Consider the following 20,940-nt stretch of genomic DNA (forward strand, 5'->3'; position numbering starts at 1 on the left):
TCCTATTGGATAAGGCTCTGGGTAATCAAGCCGTTGCCACGGAGGCAGCGGCCCACAAGGAAGAGATTATTACGCATTGGAAATTCGACTTCGGCCCGGGTGAGGGGGTTGAAGGGTACCAGAAAGTGTCAGCCGGCAGCATCTACGGGAATATGATCGGTTACGGTTTTGAGCCGGATTCCCTTGTTTATGAGAAACAGCGCTATGGTGAGACAGAAGATCGGGATAGTGTACAGCAAAATCAGGAGTACTTGGGGCAGGCCAATGTGTCTGCCCGATTGCGTTCAAGCTTCTGTATTCCACTCAAGGCATCGTTTATCGTTGATGTCCCGGACGGCACTTATCAGGTACTGCTCATTGCCGGAGATGAACTGGCTGAAACGGTCACCAGAGTCAAGGCTGGTGAAGGCAGATTGATGGTGCCAACAATTCGTACTCTGCCGGGACAATGTGCCGAGGTCAGATTTTCGGTTGTGGTCAGAGGCGGAAGGCTTCGTCTTTCCTTCTCCGGTCCGGCCCCGCGGATCAACGCTTTGGAGATTACGCTTGCCAATCAGACGATGACCGTATTCTTGGCGGGAGATTCCACGGTGACGGATCAGCCGGAGAGCGGGTACCCATACTGTGGCTGGGGACAGCTGCTGCCAGCCCAATTCAAGCACGATGTTGCCGTTGATAATCACGCACAGTCGGGACGAAGCTCGCGCAGCTTCATCGATGAAGGCCGATTGGATGCGATAATGAAGCATATCAAGCCGGAGGACTTCTTGTTTATCCAATTCGGACATAATGATGAGAAGCCGGACCCGGAGCGGGGGACGGATCCATTCACAACCTATAAGGAATATTTGAAAAAGTATATCGATGCAGCCCGCGGGGCCGGTGCTCGACCGGTACTAGTGACGCCCGTTCACCGGCGTTATTTCACGGACGATGGCACGCTGACCGATACACACGGTGATTACATTGTCGCCGTAAGAGAGCTGGCGCAAGAGGAAGATGTTCCGGTGATTGACCTCGCTGAGCGCAGCCGTATTCTGTTTGAGCGGGCGGGGATCGAAGGCACCAAGGAAGATTTCATGTGGGTGCTTCCGGGTGAGTATTTGAACTTCCCGGCAGGCGTGGAGGATAACACGCACTTTCAGGAACGCGGCGGACGGCGCCTTGCCGCACAGGTAGGGGAAGCTATCCGTGAGCTAAGGCTGCAGCCGCTGCAAATGTATTTGAGGTAGCTTGAGAGTAAGAGACTCTGCACCGAAGCGTCTGCGTCCGAACAGTTATCTCTGCCTGAAAGAGAAGATGGGAAGGATGCCGGAGCATTCAGCGTTTGAGCGACGATATATCTGTTAAGTGTCAGCTGCGCAGCTCTAGGCAGTTAAACATCATAATTCATAGAGGAGGATCACGTATGACAAGAGAGCATACTGAAGCAGCCCGTTTGGCAAAGCGTGAGGCAGCAGTGCCGACAGGCCACACCTATTGGGTTATTCCAGACGGATACATACCGCCAGATAGTCGGGGCTCGCTGGAGAGTCATGAGAGCATTTGTGTTCTGAATACCGGTCTGGAGGAAGCGAAACTCGATATAACGATCTTCTTCGAAGACAGAGAGCCGCTCGAGAATATTGAAGCGAGCGTGCCGGGAAGAAGAACCAGTCATATCCGTACGGCATCACTTCATGCCGGAGAGCAGTCTATTCCTTCAGGTGTTCCGTATGCCATCACCGTTTCCAGTAATGTACCTGTTATCATTCAATACAGTCGTTTGGATACCACACAGCCCGAACTGGCATTGATGAGTGTCATGGCATTTCCACTGACTTAAATTTTCATGCCAAGACGACCAGCCACCTTGCAACTGCTGCAGGTGGCTGGTCGTTTTTGTACATATTACTCCGTGTATTTGTATGTGCTGGCATTGATGATTTTCACATGGACTTTCACTTTTCCAAGTTTGAATCGTTTGATCGGATCTGCCCGGTTTTGAACCTGCTCTTTCCATAGAGCGAGATCATGACGATACAGATGTTCCACTAGACCGTAGGAATCGATCTGGCGTGATTTGGTTTTTTCGAACGTATCACGAATTTCGGACTCAATCTGTTTCCCGGCTGCTTCCTCCATCGCTTGGGGAGACTGGTGAGGATCATGTTCTTCAACGATGATGGCTTTTGCCGAAGTAACGAGGTCGAAGGTGATCCCGCTTCCTTCCTTTCTTGCTGAAATTTTGGTATGCGGGTCATGGAGCCTAAGAGAGAGAGCAGGAGTCTTACCTCCATTCTTGTAAACGTACAATGGATACTGGTGGACGTGATCATAATTAACGAATCGGGTACCATTGGCTTCCTCACCGGCCACTTTACCTTGATTGACGCCGTTTGAAATGACAAAAAATCCATCCGTTTTAATTAGAGGAGGATTATCATCTCCATTAAACCAGGTTTGGTTCCTGTTCGTTATTGATGGTAACAGGATGACCGAAGCGGGCTCACGAAACCCATCAAGAAGCTGATGAAGACGGATCGGTTCGAAGGAAGAGTACTGCTTATACAGCTTAATCGGTTCAAATAGCTCAATGGTCTGGGTCGATTGGTTTAGCAGGGCAGCGGGAGCAAGAACATCGGATATGCTCTGTTCTGTACCGTAAATCCAAGGTGTATATCTTAGCTCACCGGAATGCAGCAGTGTATTAAAAATATCTTCCAGCCTTCCGTTCAGGGCGTTTTTGGATAAAACGATTGCTTTTACATGGGTCCATAAGGTTTGTTGCTGTGAAGTTTGGTAGAGGTCATTAATAGCCATATTTAACGTTGTGCCTTCGCCTCGCCCAATCCAGATATCGCTTTCTTGCCGTGAAGTTGGGCCCTCTTGCTTGGCAATACCTGAGAAATCGATCAGTTGGGCATAAGCGATATATTTATTATCCTCGTAATCTATCCCGATTCCCGTGATAAAGTTGATGCTCTGGACCTCTTTGGAATCCCAGCAACCCGTCAGCAGGACCATGCAGCTTATAAGCAAGCCCCCCAGGGAGATCCATCTGTTCACGAACCTTTCCTCCGCCGGGTAGAGTCCTGAGTATGGAGTGCTGCCGGGCGTTTGGTCCTTTTCAAGGAAGGACGCATGGATACGGATTGGGTGAAGTCACCGGGAATATAGGGAGATACGGGGGACAGATAGGATACGCCATAACATTCCAAGGAAACGAGATGTACCAGTAGAGCAAATAGTCCAATCATGAAACCGAACAATCCAAGGAGGGACGACATGACCAGCATTCCGATACGAACCTGGGCTGTAGCTCCACTGAGTACCGTATTCACCAAAATGTAGCTGGAAATGACCGAGATAGCCACGGATACAATGATGGTCGGGGAAGTAATTCCGGCACGAATAGCTGCATCACCAATGATGAGTCCACCTACCACGCTGACAGTCTGGCCCAGTGCTCGCGGCAGTCTACGGCCTGCTTCGTTGAATAGCTCGAACATAAAGATCATCAGAAATGCCTCCAGTGTCACTGGCAAGGGCAAGCCCATTCGTGTTCCAGCAATGGTTGCCAGAAGCGGTAAAGGGATCTGCTCCACATTAAAGCTGGTTAAACCGATATAGAAGGCTGGAAAAAAGCAGGCGATTAGCAGTCCCGAGATCCTCAAAATCCGTTCAAAAGTCACAATAAAAAATGGCGTACTTTCGTCTTCCGGTGATTTCAACTGATTAAACAGGGTTGTTGGGGCAATGATGGCCACTGGTGAACCCTCAATCAGAACAGCAAAACGACCATTTAAGAGTGAGTCTACGACATAATCGGGTCGCTCTGTGTTATCAGTGAGAGGGAAAATGCTGCGGATGCCTCCCATGATGGACCGTTCCATAACGGAAGTACCAAGAAGGCCATCGATTTCAATCTCGTCCAGGTTTTTGCGAGCTTCCTTCAGAATTTCGGGATTAATAATGTCTCTCACATACAAGAGGCCAATAGAGGTCTGGGTTCGGCCGCCCTTTACATATTTTTCGTAACACATGGAAGAGGTTTTCATTCGTTTGCGAATGAGTGCAATATTTACGCTTAATTCTTCGGTGAATCCATCACGAGGCCCTTTGACCGATGACTCAATAGCGGATTCCTCAGGGTTTCTCCCAGGTATACTCGCAATATCCAGACTGCAGGATTGTTCACCGTCTCCGAAAATAAGTAGTAATTGTCCACTGAAAACCAGAAGGTTTATATTCTCTGCATCAGTAAGATCTTCGATCGGATTCAGTGTTAATCCCAATTCTTTGGGATGTGCTTCTTCAATAATCAGAGAATGCTGTTCCAGCCGGGGAATAATGAACTGGTTAATTTGTTTGCCATCGGTCAAGCCGTCACAATATAGCATAATGACCGACTTATCGGTTTCATTTTTGGCAGGAAAAGTCTGAATAACGACATCCGCACAGGGATCGAATTGTTTTTTCAAAGAGGCAAGCAGTGTTTCATGGGACGTGATGTCAATCGCTGGGTGCTCCATGATGTTTCCTCCTCTGATGGCGTGAACTGACGAATCCAACGGTGGTGGCAATAATGGCTAATCCGCTTAGATAGATGAGATTGAATGGAAATACATAGTCAACAAGCATTTTCTCGAATGTCATATCATCCAGACGGTACAGCATGGAAAGAATAAACAAAACAGCGATTGTAACCATGCTGATTAACCTTCTGGAGGCGCTTTTAATATTCCAAATTTCTACCACAATATACATGGCGAGACTGATTCGGGTGAATGAACCGGCAAGCCACTGATAGATGGAAAAGAAATCCGTCTGTGCAATGTATTTGCCCAAGGAGGCAATTCGCCATTCCTCAAAAGCGGGATAACGCATTTTGGCAGCTTCAAAAGGATTGAATTCCACAATAGCCCCAATGAGCGGGCCAAGTGTCAGCCCAAGAATGATAAATGCGAGCATAAGATACTGCCATATACGGATTCGTTTAGCCAAATGGGGCTGGATGTACCAGATAAAGAGCAGCTCAAACATGCCTGAAAGACTGTACATCATGCCATGGAAAACGGGCTGCCAGCCCTGTTCGAGTACGGGAAGCAGACGGCTGTAATCCTTGTATTGGGTATTTACGATGGCGACATAGAATCCAAGTATCACAACAAGTGGCAGAATTAATCCAGCTGTAAACGCCAGAGATCGCATCCCTTTATAGGCTGCATAAGCACTTAGGGACATCAGGGCAATGCTAGTAACTAGTATCGGTGTCTCTGTCAGGTAATTGGTTTTGGCCCACGTGGTGGTATCATGCAGGGTAAAGTAAATAACAGACAGGAAAAAGAGGCTATTTCCCACCCGAAATAACAAGCCGAGGGGCTTGCCCAGATGGGAAGTCAGCCAATCATGCAGCGTTTGATGCTGAAGAAAACGAGAAACGTAGGCAAGCATGAGCGCAAATACAAGATAGGGTCCTGCGGATAACAGGACCGAAATCCAGGAATCCCTTTTAGCTGCGCTCAATAAGGCTGGAATGATCAGGACGTGGCTGATTAGGCCGACAGATAACATAATTAACATCATGGCTTGCAAAAAAGAAGGCTGTCTAGGTTTCATGCTGAGGGGTCCCCTTTTCGCGATAGACTGTCCTCAGCAGTGTTAACGTGATTGGTTCTCTTCATACAGGCGGGCCTGTAGTTCATGATGTTTTATCTCATCCTGATATCTAACTTCATCGTTATGCTTACAAATCAAAGTAACGGATACCCATGGCCTCCCGTATTTCGAGCATCGTTTCCCGTGCGACTTTGCGGGCTTGGCGGGTGCCCTCAACCAGAATTTCTTTGACCTCGTCCCCTCGTTGCTCATAATGGTTCCGCCGTTCTCGAAAAGGGGCAAGCAGTTCATTAATCGCAGCACCTGCAAACTGCTTGCAATCTCTGCATCCAATGGAACCCTGGCTGCAGTTGGCATGAATCTCTTCAGCGTGCTCTTTCAGGAATAACTGATGGTATGCAAATACCGGGCAGATATCGGGATGGCCTGGGTCGGTACGATGGATGCGCGCAGGATCAGTCTTGGCCTTGGTTAGTTTGGCATGTACGTCTTCCGGACTCGCATTTAAGGAGATAGCGTTGCCCATACTCTTGCTCATTTTGCCGATCCCATCGAGCCCGCCGAGCCGCTCCCCGGTTAGGATTCGTGGTTCAGGCAGGACCGGAGCGTAGAGCTCATTAAATCTGCGGACCAGTTTGCGTGCAGTCTCGACATGTGGAATCTGGTCCTCGCCTGCTGGAACGAGCGTCGCTTTACAGAATGCAATATCAGCGGCCTGACTGACCGGATAGCCCAAGAAACCGTAGTATAGATCCGTATATCCGCGATCACGTGCTTCCGTTTTGATGGTGGGGTTGTGCCGAAGCGTGTTTACGGTGACAAACATGGAGAAGATCACCGTTAATTCTGCAATTTCCGGAATCATGGATTGGATGAACAGCGTGGCTTGGTTAGGATCAATACCTACAGCGAGATAATCGAGAGTCACTTGATAAACACTGTCTGCAATCAATCCTGGCTGATCATAGTGGGTGGTTAAGGCCTGCACATCTGCCAGCAAAATATAGGTTTTGTACTCATTTTGCAATTGCACCCGGCTGCGCAGGCTGCCCACGTAATGGCCGAGATGAAGCTGCCCTGTGGTCCGGTCTCCAGTTAAAATAACATCCTTGTACATATTCATAGTTCATTCTCCTTTGATTTTGTAATTGTTCGAGCATCCTAATCTGCTGACGCCACCAGCCGTCTTCCACGACCATCACCCCCTTTCAGCCTGTTACAGTATGCAGATATCAAAAAAAAGCCTCGTCCTTCATCCTGATTCCCGTGAGGGAACAGAACAGAAGGACGAAGCTTATGCTTCGCGGTGCCACCTTAATTGGCCGCTGGTTGCGGCCCGCTTAGAGATACGGATCAAGATTTATGGTCAGGCTGATTGAAAAACCAGACCTGAACCAGCATATCTATTGATCGATATCCTGTCCTTGGATAACGGCTGAACATGCCGCCTTACCTACTTACCGTCCTGCACCCCGATTACAGGATACAGGCCGTGTTCAGCTCGGAACTCCGAAGCCCATTTCCATACGACCCGTGCACCGGCTTCCACCATCCGCCGGCTCTCTGGAGCACGCTGCCGTATGTACTTCTCTTCATCATCGTTGATAACGTCCGTTTACAATTTTTCACATTGTATCATGCTTTGACTTCACGGACCAGCCTGTTTTTTCTGCCACTCATATTGGTTCCGAGCACACCTGCGATAATCAGGATGGCTCCGACAAAATGGTATCCACTGACGGGTTCATGCAAGATCCAGGCTCCACCCGCGATGGAAATCAAGGTAGAGAAGTTGCTGAATACACTCATCTTCGAAGCTTCCAGATGGGTTAACGCATAGCTGGACAGCAGCGTCGAAATCATGGTGGAGAGGATGGCCAGGTAGGCCAGCGCCCCTAGATAAGATGCATCCCCGAGAGGTTTTACATAATCGCTTATCGTACCGCTGGATAAATGACGGATGACGGCGGAGACGTTAAAAACAAGACAACCGACGAGCAGGGTAACCCATGTTAATTCCATCGGCTTATACTTCTGGGTGAGCGGTCTGGCAAGCACGCCATACCCTGCAAAACAAATTGTAGAGAGCAGCAGCAGGGCAATTCCCTTGAAATTACCTGAAGTCATTCCGCTGCCTTTCATCAGGAAGATGAAGACCACTCCGGCAACAGAAAGAAGCAGGAATAGCTTTTGCAGCACAGATGTCCGTTCTTTCAAGAATACTGAAGCCAGAATAAGGGTAAAGACAGGGGCCATGGCCTGAATGATTCCGGCCTCCGATGAATTGGAGGATACCAGCCCAAATGCCTGAAAGGCAAAAAATAAAACCGGAGAAAGCAGGCCTAGCGGTATGATCCGCCACAGATCCTCCAGGGTGAGCCGAATTTTAATCCATCCCAGGACGACCGGGATGCTGACTACGAGAAGAGATATGGCGAATCGATGTGCAAGCACATCGATCGGGTGTGCCACATTGACGGTCATTTTGACAAATAGAAAAGATAAACCAATGATAGCCGCATACATTACGGCTGCGGTATAGGCATAAGCCCGGGTACGCGTCGTATTCATATTGTTCCTCCATATAGCTTGATTATCTCGGTTGGACTAGGCAACCCCCTTGTTATCACGTGCTGTAAGGTCTTTGCTTCATTCAATATACTGTCAGTTCAGTCGTGGTACAATGATGAAAAGAATAGATTGTACCGGTACAGCTATGTGGAAAGGAAAATCATCTATATGAAAAAATATGAAATAATTGCGGAGTCGCTGCAGCGTTGGATACAGAAGCAGCGGGGGCGTCAGCAATCGATTGACAAGGGAATTAAACTTCCCGCAGTGCGTGTGCTGGCTGAACAATATCAATGCAGTGTAAGCACGGCTATTCGTGCCTATCAGTGGCTTGAGCAGCGACATCTGGTATATGCAGTTCCTCAATCGGGTTATTACGCTGTACAGAATGGAGTAGGAGTAGAAGATGTCGATTGGAAAGGGCCACTGGATTTTGCCTCTGCTGCTCCGGACCCCCGGGTATTTCCGTATTCCGATTTTCGTCATTGTGTAGATCAGGCCATGGAGAACAACCAGGCGGAGCTATTTCTGTACGGTACGGAGCGGGGGCTGCCTTCATTGATCAACCTGCTGCAAAAGCAATTTGCCGACTATCAGGTGTTTGCCCCTCCGGAACAGTTCTTTATTACATCCGGCGTGCAGCAGGCGCTCGCTGTGCTGGCCCTGATGGCTTTTCCGAATGGCAAGAGACGGGTTCTGGTTGAGCTACCAAGCTATCATCTTATGCCATCCCTGCTGGAAGGCCTGAATGTACCTGTTACCGGAGTAAGACGTACGCTGGAAGGTCTTGATTGGGAGTCGCTGGAACGGCAATTTGGTGAAGGCGATATTAAATTCTTTTACGTCATGCCACGCTTTCACAATCCGCTGGGGACATCCATGACCTTAGCCGAGAAGAAGAGATTAATCAAGCTGGCAGAACGATATGACGTGTACTTGGTGGAGGACGATTATTTAGCCGATCTGGAGGAAAATACAAAACAGGACCCGCTATTTTCTTATGATACGGTAGGCAGGGTCATCTATTTGAAAAGCTACTCCAAAATTCTGTTTCCCGGCCTGCGCATTGGTGTAGCGGTCCTTCCCGCAGCTCTTGCTCCTTCGTTTGGGGGACACAAAAAAATGCTGGATATCGACACCTCGGTGCTGTCTCAGGCTGCGCTGGAGGTCTATATTCGCAATGGCATGTTTGCACATCACGGGAAAGTCATTCGCAGTCGTTATGCAGCCCGGATGCAGAAGGTTCATGAGCAGCTTGCTGCCGATCCGGAGTTTAGTCCCTTTGCCAATGCTCCGCGAACAGGTGGGGAGCATACCGTGCTGCCATTGGCCAGCAATATGCCGCTTGGCGTGTTGTTATCAAGGCTGGAAGAACGGGGAGTAATAGCAGGTACAACCGAGCGTTACTACCTTGAGGGAACGCAGCAGGATAAAATGCTGAGGCTGAATATATCCAATGTGCCGAAGCAGCGGATTGAGGAAGGCATGCGGATCATTCGTGAAGAGATCGTGAAGCTGCAAAGCGGAAACGTGAAATGACTTTTAAGCGACCCGAAAATACAAAAGGCGTGCAGCCAAGCTGAATATTCAGCCTGATTGCACGCCTTTATCTGGTTCACTGAAATCTTAGGACTACTCCAGAGCCATCGCCTTGAAGGAGGCTTCAGCTGCTTCCAGTGTTGCCTGCACGTCCTCATCTGTATGAGCTGTAGTCAGGAACCAGGCTTCATACTTCGATGGAGCCAGGTTGATACCGCGGTTCAGCATATGCCGGAAGAAGGAGGCGAACCGTTCACCGTCTGTATCTTGAGCTTGATCATAATTTGTTACCGGGTGATCACAGAAGTGTGTGGAGAAAGCGCCACGAATCCGGTTGATCGTCAGTGCGATGCCATGACGATCGGCAGACGCCTGCAGACCCGATGTCAGATCAATGGCCAGTCGTTCCATTTCTTCATATACGCCTTCGCCCTGCAGTACTTCCAGACAAGCGATACCCGCAGAGATGGAAGCAGGATTGCCGGCCATTGTTCCGGCCTGGTAGGCAGGTCCGAGTGGAGCAACCTGCTCCATGACATGCTTGCGTCCGCCATAAGCTCCGATTGGCAATCCACCACCGATAATTTTGCCGAGTGCAGTCAGATCGGGTTCAATCTCGGCATGATTGGCAAGCCCGGCATACGTTTGCGTAGAACCGTAGTGAAAACGGAAAGCCGTAATGACTTCGTCATAAATCACAAGCGATCCGTTGGCACGTGTCATGGCACACAGACCTTCCAGGAAGCCTGGCTCTGGCATAACCATGCCGAAGTTGCCGACAATGGGCTCCACCATTACTGCTGCAACATCATCCCCCCAGCGCTCCAGGGCATCTTTCAGGCCATCCAGATCATTATAAGGAACCGTGATCACTTCATGTGCGATGCTGGTTGGAATTCCTGCACTATCCGGAATCCCGAGGGTGGAAGGGCCGGAGCCTGCAGCAACCAGCACCAGGTCGGAGTGACCATGGTAACATCCGGCAAATTTTACGATTTTATTTCGTTTGGTGTAGGCGCGGGCAACGCGGATGGTAGTCATCACTGCCTCGGTACCGGAGTTGACAAAACGTACCTTATCCATGGAGGGAATGGCTTCCTTCAGCATTTTGGCAAGCTTGATTTCAAGCTCGGTTGGTGTACCGTACAACACACCATTTGCTGCTGCTTCACTAATGGCTTGGGTAATATGAGGATGAGCGTGTCCGGTTACAATGGGGCCATACGCTGCCAGATAATCGATGTAGCGGTTGTCGTCAACATCCCAGAAGTGTGCGCCTTGCGCCTTTTTCATAAAAACGGGTGCGCCTCCGCCAACGGCTTTGAATGAGCGGGAAGGACTGTTTACGCCGCCTACAATATGTTCAAGTGCCTCTTTATATAAGATTTCGGATTGGGGACGAGATGAGTTCATGGGTTTATTTCCTTTCGGCTATGAATTTTGTTGCAAATTTTTTTTAACACAACACAGCGAGAGGGCAGCATAATGGCTGCCCTCTGCGTGTTTACATTACTGAGCCGGTTGCTCCGACTGTTGGTCTTCACCGCTTGCTGTTTTATCTTCGGTTCCAGTCGTACTGTCTTCCGGTTCAGCGGGCGGATGAATAATATCCTGAATATGCTGCTTCAATTTCTCTTCATTGGTTACCGTCAGGACTTGTGCTCCACCTGCGGTCCGCTCTTCCTTCAGCATGTTCATCGGTGGAATTTGTTCGCTGCCGTTCATGCTGCTCTGATATCCAAGACCCCCGAGCTTCCACATATCCGAGAGTGTCAGGTTTGTATCCACATAAGGGCTCACCTGTTCCAGAATGGTAGGAAGCTTGGCAATGGTTGTCGTGGATTGCATTTTCGCCGCTACGGCTTTCAGGAATTCACGTTGACGCTCGGAACGAGCGAAGTCGGACATCGCATCATGACGGAAACGAACGTACATAAGCGCTGTTTCACCATCGAGATGCTGATAGCCTTTCTTGAGATCAATGTCGTACTCGTTATTGTCTGCTTTGCTTGTATAATGCATGTCCTTCTCTACGTCAAAGTCCACACCGCCCACGGCATCCACCAATTTGATGAATCCTTGGAAATCGGTATACACATAATATTGGACAGGGATCCCCAGCAGGTCGCCAGCCGCTTGCATTGCTGCATTTGGTCCGTGGGTGATAGCGGTGTTAATCCGCTCCTTGCCAAATCCGTCTATATCGACGTAAGTGTCTCGTAGAATGGAGAACAAGTTGATTTTTTTGGTGAGTGGATCGAGCGATACAACCATCATGCTGTCCGAACGGGGAATTTCCCCTTCTTTGAGGCCACGGGCATCAACACCCATAACCAATATATTTACTGTTTCAGTGCCTTCCCATTTTGGAGGGTCCGGTGTATTCACTTTTTCGACATTTTCAATACTGGCGAACGGAGATTCGTCGCCTTCCTTCTGCAAGCCATTCAACTGATTGAGAATAGAACCGAAATAAAATGCCGCTGCGCCTCCAACGATCAGAACAAAGGCGGCAAGAGAAATCCATATGGTTCTCTTCGTCTTTCTGGTCATGCTAGCTCTCCTTTGTATTTGAGATGAAATAAAAAAACGAGTTCAGTTTCCGTAGTAACATAGCCTGAAGCCTTCCGTGCACGTCTCTTCCCAAACAGCAGTCAGAGGACGCAGCTTCAGCTATTTTAAAAGCTTGCTGAATTTTGACTGATACCATTATAATTTCTTTTTGGGCTACAAGCAATTTCAACAAAATCCAAGTGAGGTATAATCATGCTGGCGATTGATGTCAAAGATTTGCGCAAGTCGTTTAGCGTCCAGAAAAGTCGGGGTGGACTGAAGGGCGCATTTCAAGATCTGTTTAAACGCGAATACCAGGAAGTATTGGCGGTGAACGATATTTCGTTTCAGATTCCACAGGGTGAAATCTGCGGATATATTGGAGAGAACGGTGCCGGTAAATCAACAACGATCAAGATGTTGACCGGCATTTTGGTGCCTACTTCAGGGCAGATATCGGTTGGTGGATATGTTCCGTATCAGGAACGGGAGAAATTTGTACAGAATATTGGTGTCGTATTTGGTCAGCGGAGCCAGCTATGGTGGGACATTGGTGTCATTGAATCCTTCCATCTGCTGCGCAAGGTATACCGTGTGGACGAATCCGATTTCCGCAAACGGCTGGATGAACTGGTTGAGCGGCTGCAGCTGCAGGATCTGCTGAATCGTCCGGTGCGCAAGCTCAGTCTCGGGCAGCGGATGCGCTGCGAACTGGTGGCCGCATTGCTTCACAATCCCGATATTGTTTTTCTGGATGAGCCAACCATTGGTCTGGACATTGTCGTCAAGTCGGAGATCCGTGAATTCCTGAAAGACATGAATAAGGAACATGGAACAACCATTTTGCTGACGACACACGATCTGCAGGATATCGAAGCACTGTGTTCAAGAGTGATCATGCTTGATGCCGGGAATATCATCTATGATGGCGGTCTGGATCACTTGAAATCCCAATGGGGCAAGGAACGGGAAATTCGCTTCAAGTTCGGCACGGGTCACACAATAGCCCATATGCAGGAATGGACTACCGCCATGCCCGTACGCTGGACGGTAGAGAACGAGTTGTCCGCATCAGTCTGGATTCCGCTGGAACTCAATGTGTCCGATGTCCTTGGCCGAGTGGTGGGACAGGCTGATATTACGGATATTCAGATTATTGAGATTAATACCGATGAGATTGTACGGAGTATCTACCAATCCGGTTCTGCCGAGCGTCCCGAGATTGTGGGAGCAGGGAAAGAAGCGGCGGGTGTATCCTAGATGAATAGTGCATTTTTTGATTTTATGCGAATCCGGTTTCTAACGATGCTTGCTTACCGGGTGAATTATTATTCCGGCATTTTGATATATACGCTGAATATTGGCGTGTATTACTTTACATGGCAAGCCATTTATGGCGGAAGTGGAGAACTGGGTGGATTTACGGCAGCCCAGATGACCACGTATGTGGCAGTATCCTGGATGGCGCGTGCGTTTTATTTTAACAACCTGGACCGTGAAATTGCCGCAGATATCCGTGATGGATCCATTGCGATTCAATTTATAAGGCCGATCAATTACGTTATGGTGAAAATGATGCAGGGTCTCGGTGAGGGCGTTTTCCGTTTCCTGCTGCTGATGATCCCAGGCATGCTCATCGCGATCCTGCTGTTCCCGGTTGAACTGCCTACTGCGCCTTCAGCGTGGATCGGATTTCTGGTCATGCTGTTCTTCAGTTTCCTCATTAACTCCCAGATTAATGTCATTACGGGACTGGCTGCGTTTTTTGTAGAGAACAATGAAGGCATGATGCGCATGAAACGGGTCGTGGTCGACTTGTTCTCCGGACTGATCATCCCGATCAGCCTCTATCCGGGCTGGATGTCCGCGATCATGAAGGTATTGCCTTTTCAGGCCATCACGTATCTGCCAGGTTCCGTATTCACGGGAAGAGTGGAAGGCACCGGCATTTGGAGTGTACTCGGCATTCAGGTGCTCTGGTTTATCATCCTGCTCGTCCCAATGATGCTGATCTGGCGTCAGGCGCGCAAGCGTCTGTTCGTGCAAGGGGGTTAACAGCATGTACTACTTAGGTCTAATTGGGGAATATTTAAAAAACTACATGAAAACACGACTGACATATCGTGCCGATTTCTGGGTCGAGATCATTTCCGATCTGCTGTTCCAGGCAACGAATCTGATCTTTATCTTTGTTGTTTTCCGCCACACGGATAACCTTGGGGGCTGGAGTGAAAGTGAAGTCCTGTTTGTATATGGTTATTTCATGGTGCCGTATGGCATCTTCAGCTGTTTTATCAATCTCTGGGGATTCAGTGAGCGGTATATCGTTAAGGGTGAGATGGATCGCATTCTGACGCGTCCGGCACATAATCTGTTTCAGATATTGCTCGAAAATGTGGACCCGCCTGCACTTGTGGGTTCGTTTATCGGATTGATTATCATGATCTTCAGCGGGGCGGAAATGGGACTTGTCCTGGAATGGTGGCATATTCCGGCGCTAATCATTCTGGCGCTAAGCTCTGTGTTAATCTACGCGGGAATCTATACCACACTGACGTCGCTGTCTTTTTATTCGGATGCACCGACAGGTATTCTTCCATTGATGTACAACATTCAGGGTTATGGACGTTATCCGGTAACGATCTACAATCGAGCCATTCAGGTATTGTTAACCTGGGTCATTCCGTTTGCCTTTGTCGGGATCTATCCGGCAGCATTGTTCCTGGATCGATCCGAGATGCATCGCATGGCATTGCTGACCCCGGTAATGGGACTTGTTTTCGCAGCGATTGGACTTACGCTCTGGAACTACGGCGTGAAACGCTACCGTGGTGCAGGCTCGTAGAGAGAAGCCCGATAATAGAGGGTAAGACGAGAAGGAGGAATAGAGATGACGTTAACTGAAGGTAAGCTCGCTCCGGATTTTGAGCTTCCGTCCAGCACTGGTGAGACGGTGAAGCTCTCCGATTACCGTGGACAGCGGGTATTGATCTACTTTTATCCCAAGGATATGACTTCGTCCTGTACACAGCAGGCATGCGATTTTCGGGATCGCCATGAGGAGTTTGTGGGGTTAAATACGGTTATATTGGGTATAAGCACAGATCCGATGAGCAGGCATGATAAGTTTATTGCGAAATACGGATTGCCGTTTACCCTTTTATCGGATGAAGAACATCAGGTTGCCGAGCAATATGGGGTGTGGCAGCTTAAGAAATTGTACGGCAAGGAATACATGGGCATTGTCCGTTCCACATTCCTCATCGATGAAGAGGGAAAGCTAATCAAGGAATGGTCGAAAGTCAGAGTGAAAGGGCATATTGAAGCAGCTTTGGAGGCTGTGAAGTCCCTGTAAAAAGCGGAAATTCAACGAAGGCAGTGTTCTCGGGTATCACCGTGGCCACTGCCTTTTTTATGGGGTTACACGTTTGGTGGGCCGGTTCTTTCTCTGGAAGCGAAGCCGATGAACGAGGAGCAGAAAGAGCGGGATGATCAGGCTGACCGTCACATTCCAGTCGAGCCATGCGGGCATGACGGTGTTGGTATAGAAGATGATATTGGGACCGATCAGAACGGCTGCAGCAAATATCAGCAAGGCCGAGGGCAGGATCAGGGGCTTATACGCTTTTAACTTGAATAACTGGGCTATTCCCAGAACAAAACCGAACATATACAGCATGCCCTTAAAATAGGTCGAGATCAGCCAGGAGATGGCCATTAATGCTTCGATTCGTTCAAAAAAGTTACCGATATTGATTTTCTGTGCCAGTGAATAGGAGATATAGAAACCATGCTGCGTAAGGATTGGACCGAATACCATGAGAGAAAAGAGTTCAAGCATACTAAGCAGAATTCCCCCTCCAAGCGCAGCAAGCAATATATCCCGTTTAAGATGAGATGCCCTTGTCACATAAGGAAGGAACATGGACAATATGATCAACTCACCAAATGAGGAGAAAGCACCTCTAATCGTGCTGTGCATTAATTTGATCCATGGCGTTTCAAGAAAGGGCTGGAGTTTGGCAGGCTCTACTTGTGGCAGCAGCCCCAGTAGCAGAAGAATCATGAAGACAACGACAATGGGAGCGAGAAGTTCACTGCTCAAGCCCATGGTCTTTAGACCATGTATAATCCCCCATACCATGGGGGCAAGGAACAGCGTCAGAATGACACGGATGGGGGTTTGAAGATAGATCTGTGTGGTCATAAAGTCCCCCACTTCGCGCAGACATATGGCAGCACCCATGCTGAAATAGAACAGGTATCCGGCAGCCAGGACGGAACCCATCCATGAACCAAGCAATTTTTTGCAGATTTCGATCAGGGACAAATCGGGATGGGTACGATGGAGTTTGAACAGAATCCAAATCATCAATAAACCGATCGGTTGGCTTAGCAAGGAGCATATCCATGCATCTTGTCGGCCATATGCAGTTACGAGTGATGGATAGATGAGAATCATGTCCCCGACCATCGTTAGGAAGGTCAGCAGGGTAAATTGCCGTACCGTCAGGCGATCTTTAATCAGCATGTACTTCTGCTCCTTCAACATTGATCAGTTGGATATCGATTTTTTCCTTTTTTTAAATATCATGATAAGCAGCAGCATCCCCGGCAGCAAAATCCCTAGAGTTGTATCCCAATCCACCCAGTATGGAACGATGGTAATGACAATAAAGGTCAGGTTAGGAGCTACTACATTGGCCATTCCAAATACCAGCATGCATGCTGGCAGAAGGAGAATCCGATACTGTTTAAGATTGAAGAGCTCTGCAATTCCAACGATAAACGCATAAAAATAAATCATTGCTTTGAAATAGGTTGAGATCAGCCAGGAGGTAGCCATAATGGCCTCGATACGTTCAAAAAACCCTCCGATACTAATTTTCTGAGATAAAATAAACGATGCATAGATACTATGCTGAGTCAGAAATGCACCGAGCACTAGGAGGGAGATCGTGACCAGCATCGCCAACATCAAGTTTCCCAGACCAGCGGCAGCGACCACGTCCCGGGTTCGGTGAGCTTGTCTCGCGGTATAGGGTAAGATCATGAGGATCGGGATGGCCTCGCCCACTGGGTAGGTAACACTTACGAGTATTCCTTGTGCCAGAGAGACCACATCGGTATCTGTGAAGGGCTTCAGATGACTGATTTCTACCTTGGGCAGAAGGCAAAAAGAAAGCACGAGGATGAAGATGATTACAATTGGCAGCAGCAGTTCACTTGTCCGCCCGATGGCTTCCAAGCCGTTGTATATCCCCCAGCCAAGGGTAATGACAAACATCAGGATAATGATTCGAATAGGTGTGAATTGAAAAATCTGGCTGGTCATAAAATCACCTATTTCTCGGGAATGCGTGGATGTACCCACGAGAAAATAAAATAAGTATACGATAGAAAAAACGGTTCCTGGCCAAAATCCCAAATACTTACGGGCAATCTGAACCAGGTTCTTGCCAGGGTGCATATTGCCAAGTTTAAGGAACATGGCCATGAGCCCCATACCTAGCGGAATTCCGATGAGGGCACAGATCCATGCGTTTTGCTTGGCGTAGGACGTGATGACGGAGGGATAGATAAGCATCATATCTCCAATAACCATCAAGAAAGTCAGGGTTGCCAACTGCCTTGTTCCAAGCCGTCCTTGCTCCAACATCCGTTTTACCCCCTTGCCTAAGTTCCGGTGATAGTAGCCAAAAATTGATTCACCGGTTCGTAAATCCACATAATGATATAGAGTGGACTTGGGAATTCCCATAAATTCGCTGCGATCACGCTAAAGAAGGTGGCAACAAGCAGCATGCTGCTGTATACTGCAGTCTCTTTCCACTCCTTGCGACGGATTAGACCAGGAAGATCGATCAATCCTACGATAACCCCCACAACAATGACCGTGATCGTAATCATTCAGATCTCACTCCTTCAGTTCATCTTTGAATGAATTGTCCAGTGTTCCCGTACGTTTTATCTGTACGTTGGCTTCGTACTTTATGTCCAGATTGTCGAAGTGCTTGTTCCAGTCATCCTCCATCTTTTTAAAAAGCTTGGGATCCGCATGGTAAACTTCCTGCCCGAATCCAAAAATATCTGCATGATATTCTCGCCTCACGGAGTTCACCGAAGTCTGCATGAGCTCGATTAATCGCTCCTCGCTCTCCTCTTCCAGTTTTCTGAGCGTTTCCATCGAACCGATTTTGATGCCACATTCAACGGAAGCAATGGAAGAAACATTTTCAAGTTTGATATGAATCACAGGCTGACCATCAACGATTTTCGCTTTGCGTTTCGTTGAGGTCCGAAGAGCTTTGAAGGTAACTGTTCCTCCACTGCCGCAGGGAAGGTCACTAACTGTGGATACCACATTATCCCGAATGTAGTTATATCCCTTGGACTCCTCCTCGGTTAACCAGCCAATCAGCTTGTCCTTTTTAAAGACACTTAGTCCGGTCGTGTGAAGGCTGGCTGGGGTTCTAATGGAAGAGATATTGTCCTTGCTCCCACTTACATCCTGATTCCCAATGATCTCTACACCGGTAATTACAGGCTGTATACCAGGAGTCAGCATATAATCAAGCAGTTGATCTCCAGTCACGGTTGTTGTAGGGGACCAAGTCTTGGCGGACACGTCCAGGGAAGTAAATAGCTTCTCAGCAGGAATGTTCTCCAGTGGTGTAAGCAGATCCAGCACTTTGGAGGCGGTTGTCTTGCGGGCAACCATGACGTAATAATCCGGCCGTACAGAAGGTTCCCGCGTCATGGCTTCCATGACATCATATATCCCATCTTTACGTGCGTATTCTTCACCAAAGACAAGAATTCGCACATGAGCCATGAATATGCGACGTGGGCTGGTCTCAGTCAGCTTCTGAATGGCTTCAAATAGTGTGTCTGCAGTAGCCTGATATTGGGTTACAGGAGTGCCTTTCCCGCCTCCAGATTTGGAGGATACCTCATTGGGAACGACCACCTGGGCACTAACTTTAATTTTATCTCCATCCTTATCTACCCCGAGGCCCAGCATAATTCCAAGGTCATTGAGTTCCTTGCGATCCCAGCATCCGGTAAGGAGAGGAAGCAGAACCACAAGGGATAAAACGAGCCGGATGTATTTGTTCATACGGTGTTCTCCTTGCCGCGATCAGCGTTTCATTTTTTTGTTGGACTGCCTTGTTTTGTTCGGTGTACCCGTACTCAGAGGACGAGTTTTCATATGAGACCAGGGTACGCGGAAGATTGTATCCTTAAGATCCTTCTGAACCAGCGGAGCAAATGGCGACATGTAAGGTACTCCGAACGAGCGAAGGCTGCACAAGTGAGTCACTGTAATGAGCAGAACGACCAGAATGCCATAGAAACCAAAGGCAGCCGCCAGAATCATCAATACGAAACGCAAGATCCGAACCGAGATGGATAATCCGTTCTCCGGAATGACGTAACTGGATATCGCGGTAATCGACACGATGATAACCATTGCTGCAGACACAACCCCCGCATCAACCGCAGCTTGACCAATGACAAGTGTTCCCACGATGGATACAGCCTGACCGACCGTTTTCGGAATCCGAATGCCGGCCTCCCGCAAGATCTCATAGGTAAGCTCCATCAAAATGGCTTCGATAAAGGCAGGAAAGGGAACACCTTCACGCTGAGCTGCCAGACTAATCAGCAGGTTTGTCGGCAGCATTTCCTGGTGGAAGGTCGAGATGGCGATGTAGAAGGACGGAGCAAGCAAAGCGATGAAAAAGGCCAGGTAACGAATCATCCGAATTAATGTACTGATATCAGCACGCTGATAATAGTCTTCAGCAGATTGAAAAAAATGTACAAACAGGGCTGGTACCAATAAGGCGAATGGAGTACCATCCACAATAATGGCAACACGGCCTTCCAGAAGTGCAGCAGATACCGTGTCGGGCCGCTCCGTGTTATATACCGTCGGAAAGATGGTCCCGGTCTTATCCTGAACCAATTCCTCGATATATCCGCTTTCCAGTACACTGTCGATGTCAATCTCATCGAGTCTGCGCCGGAGCTCCTCTACCACTTCGGTATCCACAATATGCTCCAGATATAATACGGCTACCTTGGTCTTGGTCACTTGTCCGATCTCTCTCTCTTCGATCCACAGATGAGGGTCACGAATCCGTTTGCGGATCAAGGAGGTATTGGTACGCAAATTTTCATTAAAGCCTTCCATGGGTCCGCGTACGACGGTTTGGGATACGGGCTCAGTAACAGCGCGATCTTCCCAGCCGGCTGCTCCGATCTTCAGGCCTTTGGTTGAGCCTTCGATTAGCAGTACTGCAGAACCAGACAATAAGGCATTAAGTACATCCTGCATATTGTCTACCAGCAGCACATCACTGGCAGCAAGAATGTCATTTTGAAGATAGCTTAGGCGTTCGTCTTCAGCCGAGAACTCTGGAAGATCATGTGTCTGAAGCAGGGATACCAGAATGGCCTGATTCAGTATCTGAACATCGACTAACCCATCAATGTACAGCAGAATTGATGGCCACTTATGTAAACACTGGAGCGGGCGGATCATCAGGTCGTTGCTCTGGCCCATCACTTGTTTGCAATATTCCGTATTGTCAATCAGATTCGGAGAGATCAGTTTCTGTTCATGGTCGCTCTGCGCTGCAGAACTCATACTTTCACCCCCATACCTCC

19 protein-coding genes and 1 other annotated feature are annotated in these 20,940 nt (G+C 48.5%); of the genes, 7 read left to right on the forward strand and 12 right to left on the reverse strand.

Going from position 1 to position 20,940, the window contains the following annotated elements; genetic code table 11:
- Positions 1 to 65: 65 nt before the first annotated feature.
- Together AC3WQ3_RS24020 and AC3WQ3_RS24025 are read left to right on the forward strand one after the other, a co-directional pair.
- A complete protein-coding gene (locus tag AC3WQ3_RS24020) occupies positions 66 to 1,232 on the forward strand; it encodes a rhamnogalacturonan acetylesterase (RefSeq protein WP_492473872.1) in 1,167 nt (388 codons plus the stop codon).
- Between the two features lie 176 nt (positions 1,233 to 1,408).
- Positions 1,409 to 1,825, forward strand: a complete 417-nt coding sequence (locus tag AC3WQ3_RS24025; protein ID WP_492473854.1) for a sensory rhodopsin transducer — start codon at positions 1,409 to 1,411, stop codon at positions 1,823 to 1,825.
- Between the two features lie 65 nt (positions 1,826 to 1,890).
- On the opposite strand, the gene AC3WQ3_RS24030 is transcribed toward AC3WQ3_RS24025, so the two are convergent.
- The 5 genes from AC3WQ3_RS24030 to AC3WQ3_RS24050 all read right to left on the reverse strand — a co-directional run bounded on the left by AC3WQ3_RS24030 (position 1,891) and on the right by AC3WQ3_RS24050 (position 8,172).
- Positions 1,891 to 3,048, reverse strand: coding sequence for a Ger(x)C family spore germination protein (locus tag AC3WQ3_RS24030; RefSeq protein ID WP_492473855.1), 1,158 nt, complete (start codon positions 3,046 to 3,048; stop codon positions 1,891 to 1,893).
- Positions 3,045 to 4,514, reverse strand: coding sequence for a spore germination protein (locus tag AC3WQ3_RS24035; RefSeq protein ID WP_492473856.1), 1,470 nt, complete (start codon positions 4,512 to 4,514; stop codon positions 3,045 to 3,047). Before AC3WQ3_RS24035 ends, AC3WQ3_RS24030 begins: the two co-directional genes overlap by 4 nt.
- Positions 4,495 to 5,601: a GerAB/ArcD/ProY family transporter gene (locus AC3WQ3_RS24040; protein ID WP_492473857.1), complete on the reverse strand. Its 1,107-nt coding sequence runs from the start codon at positions 5,599 to 5,601 to the stop codon at positions 4,495 to 4,497. The genes AC3WQ3_RS24035 and AC3WQ3_RS24040 overlap by 20 nt, the downstream gene beginning before the upstream one ends.
- A gap of 127 nt (positions 5,602 to 5,728) precedes the next feature.
- Positions 5,729 to 6,724, reverse strand: a complete 996-nt coding sequence (gene trpS, locus AC3WQ3_RS24045) for a tryptophan--tRNA ligase (RefSeq protein WP_492473858.1) — start codon at positions 6,722 to 6,724, stop codon at positions 5,729 to 5,731.
- Between the two features lie 157 nt (positions 6,725 to 6,881).
- Positions 6,882 to 7,209 (reverse strand) — a binding site (T-box leader).
- Between the two features lie 27 nt (positions 7,210 to 7,236).
- Positions 7,237 to 8,172: a DMT family transporter gene (locus AC3WQ3_RS24050; RefSeq protein WP_492473859.1), complete on the reverse strand. Its 936-nt coding sequence runs from the start codon at positions 8,170 to 8,172 to the stop codon at positions 7,237 to 7,239.
- Positions 8,173 to 8,340: 168 nt separating this feature from the next.
- Here AC3WQ3_RS24050 and AC3WQ3_RS24055 point away from each other — a divergent pair, with 168 nt between their 5' ends.
- Positions 8,341 to 9,711, forward strand: a complete 1,371-nt coding sequence (locus AC3WQ3_RS24055) for an aminotransferase-like domain-containing protein (protein ID WP_336784275.1) — start codon at positions 8,341 to 8,343, stop codon at positions 9,709 to 9,711.
- A 93-nt stretch (positions 9,712 to 9,804) separates the two neighbouring features.
- On the opposite strand, the gene AC3WQ3_RS24060 is transcribed toward AC3WQ3_RS24055, so the two are convergent.
- Both AC3WQ3_RS24060 and AC3WQ3_RS24065 read right to left on the reverse strand, forming a co-directional pair.
- Positions 9,805 to 11,124 carry a glutamate-1-semialdehyde 2,1-aminomutase gene (locus AC3WQ3_RS24060; RefSeq protein WP_492473860.1) on the reverse strand — a complete coding sequence of 440 codons (1,320 nt, stop codon included), beginning with the start codon at positions 11,122 to 11,124 and terminating at the stop codon, positions 9,805 to 9,807.
- A 96-nt stretch (positions 11,125 to 11,220) separates the two neighbouring features.
- Complete coding sequence (locus AC3WQ3_RS24065) at positions 11,221 to 12,264, reverse strand: LCP family protein (protein WP_127540692.1); 1,044 nt, start codon at positions 12,262 to 12,264, stop codon at positions 11,221 to 11,223.
- A 213-nt stretch (positions 12,265 to 12,477) separates the two neighbouring features.
- Here AC3WQ3_RS24065 and AC3WQ3_RS24070 point away from each other — a divergent pair, with 213 nt between their 5' ends.
- The 4 genes from AC3WQ3_RS24070 to bcp are packed head-to-tail and all read left to right on the forward strand — an operon-like array spanning position 12,478 to position 15,619.
- Positions 12,478 to 13,524 carry an ABC transporter ATP-binding protein gene (locus tag AC3WQ3_RS24070; RefSeq protein WP_492473861.1) on the forward strand — a complete coding sequence of 349 codons (1,047 nt, stop codon included), beginning with the start codon at positions 12,478 to 12,480 and terminating at the stop codon, positions 13,522 to 13,524.
- Positions 13,525 to 14,319: an ABC transporter permease gene (locus AC3WQ3_RS24075; protein ID WP_336784273.1), complete on the forward strand. Its 795-nt coding sequence runs from the start codon at positions 13,525 to 13,527 to the stop codon at positions 14,317 to 14,319.
- A gap of 4 nt (positions 14,320 to 14,323) precedes the next feature.
- Positions 14,324 to 15,109, forward strand: coding sequence for an ABC transporter permease (locus AC3WQ3_RS24080; protein ID WP_336784272.1), 786 nt, complete (start codon positions 14,324 to 14,326; stop codon positions 15,107 to 15,109).
- A gap of 45 nt (positions 15,110 to 15,154) precedes the next feature.
- The gene (gene bcp / locus AC3WQ3_RS24085; RefSeq protein WP_492473862.1) at positions 15,155 to 15,619 is read left to right on the forward strand and encodes a thioredoxin-dependent thiol peroxidase; all 465 of its coding nucleotides are present in this window, start codon (positions 15,155 to 15,157) and stop codon (positions 15,617 to 15,619) included.
- Positions 15,620 to 15,676: 57 nt separating this feature from the next.
- Here the strand turns inward: bcp and AC3WQ3_RS24090 are convergent, their stop codons facing one another.
- From AC3WQ3_RS24090 to AC3WQ3_RS24110, 5 genes are read right to left on the reverse strand one after another with little or no spacing between them, the layout of a single operon-like run.
- Positions 15,677 to 16,795, reverse strand: coding sequence for a GerAB/ArcD/ProY family transporter (locus AC3WQ3_RS24090; RefSeq protein ID WP_336784270.1), 1,119 nt, complete (start codon positions 16,793 to 16,795; stop codon positions 15,677 to 15,679).
- Positions 16,796 to 16,819: 24 nt separating this feature from the next.
- A complete protein-coding gene (locus AC3WQ3_RS24095) occupies positions 16,820 to 17,923 on the reverse strand; it encodes a GerAB/ArcD/ProY family transporter (RefSeq protein WP_492473863.1) in 1,104 nt (367 codons plus the stop codon).
- Between the two features lie 17 nt (positions 17,924 to 17,940).
- A complete protein-coding gene (locus AC3WQ3_RS24100) occupies positions 17,941 to 18,174 on the reverse strand; it encodes a hypothetical protein (RefSeq protein ID WP_095293165.1) in 234 nt (77 codons plus the stop codon).
- A gap of 7 nt (positions 18,175 to 18,181) precedes the next feature.
- Positions 18,182 to 19,384, reverse strand: coding sequence for a Ger(x)C family spore germination protein (locus AC3WQ3_RS24105; RefSeq protein ID WP_492473864.1), 1,203 nt, complete (start codon positions 19,382 to 19,384; stop codon positions 18,182 to 18,184).
- Positions 19,385 to 19,405: 21 nt separating this feature from the next.
- Entirely contained in the window at positions 19,406 to 20,920 is a 1,515-nt protein-coding gene (locus AC3WQ3_RS24110) for a spore germination protein (protein WP_492473865.1), read from the reverse strand.
- Between the last annotated feature and the right edge of the window lie 20 nt (positions 20,921 to 20,940).

It is taken from the genome of Paenibacillus sp. FW104-T2 (genome assembly GCF_058789975.1).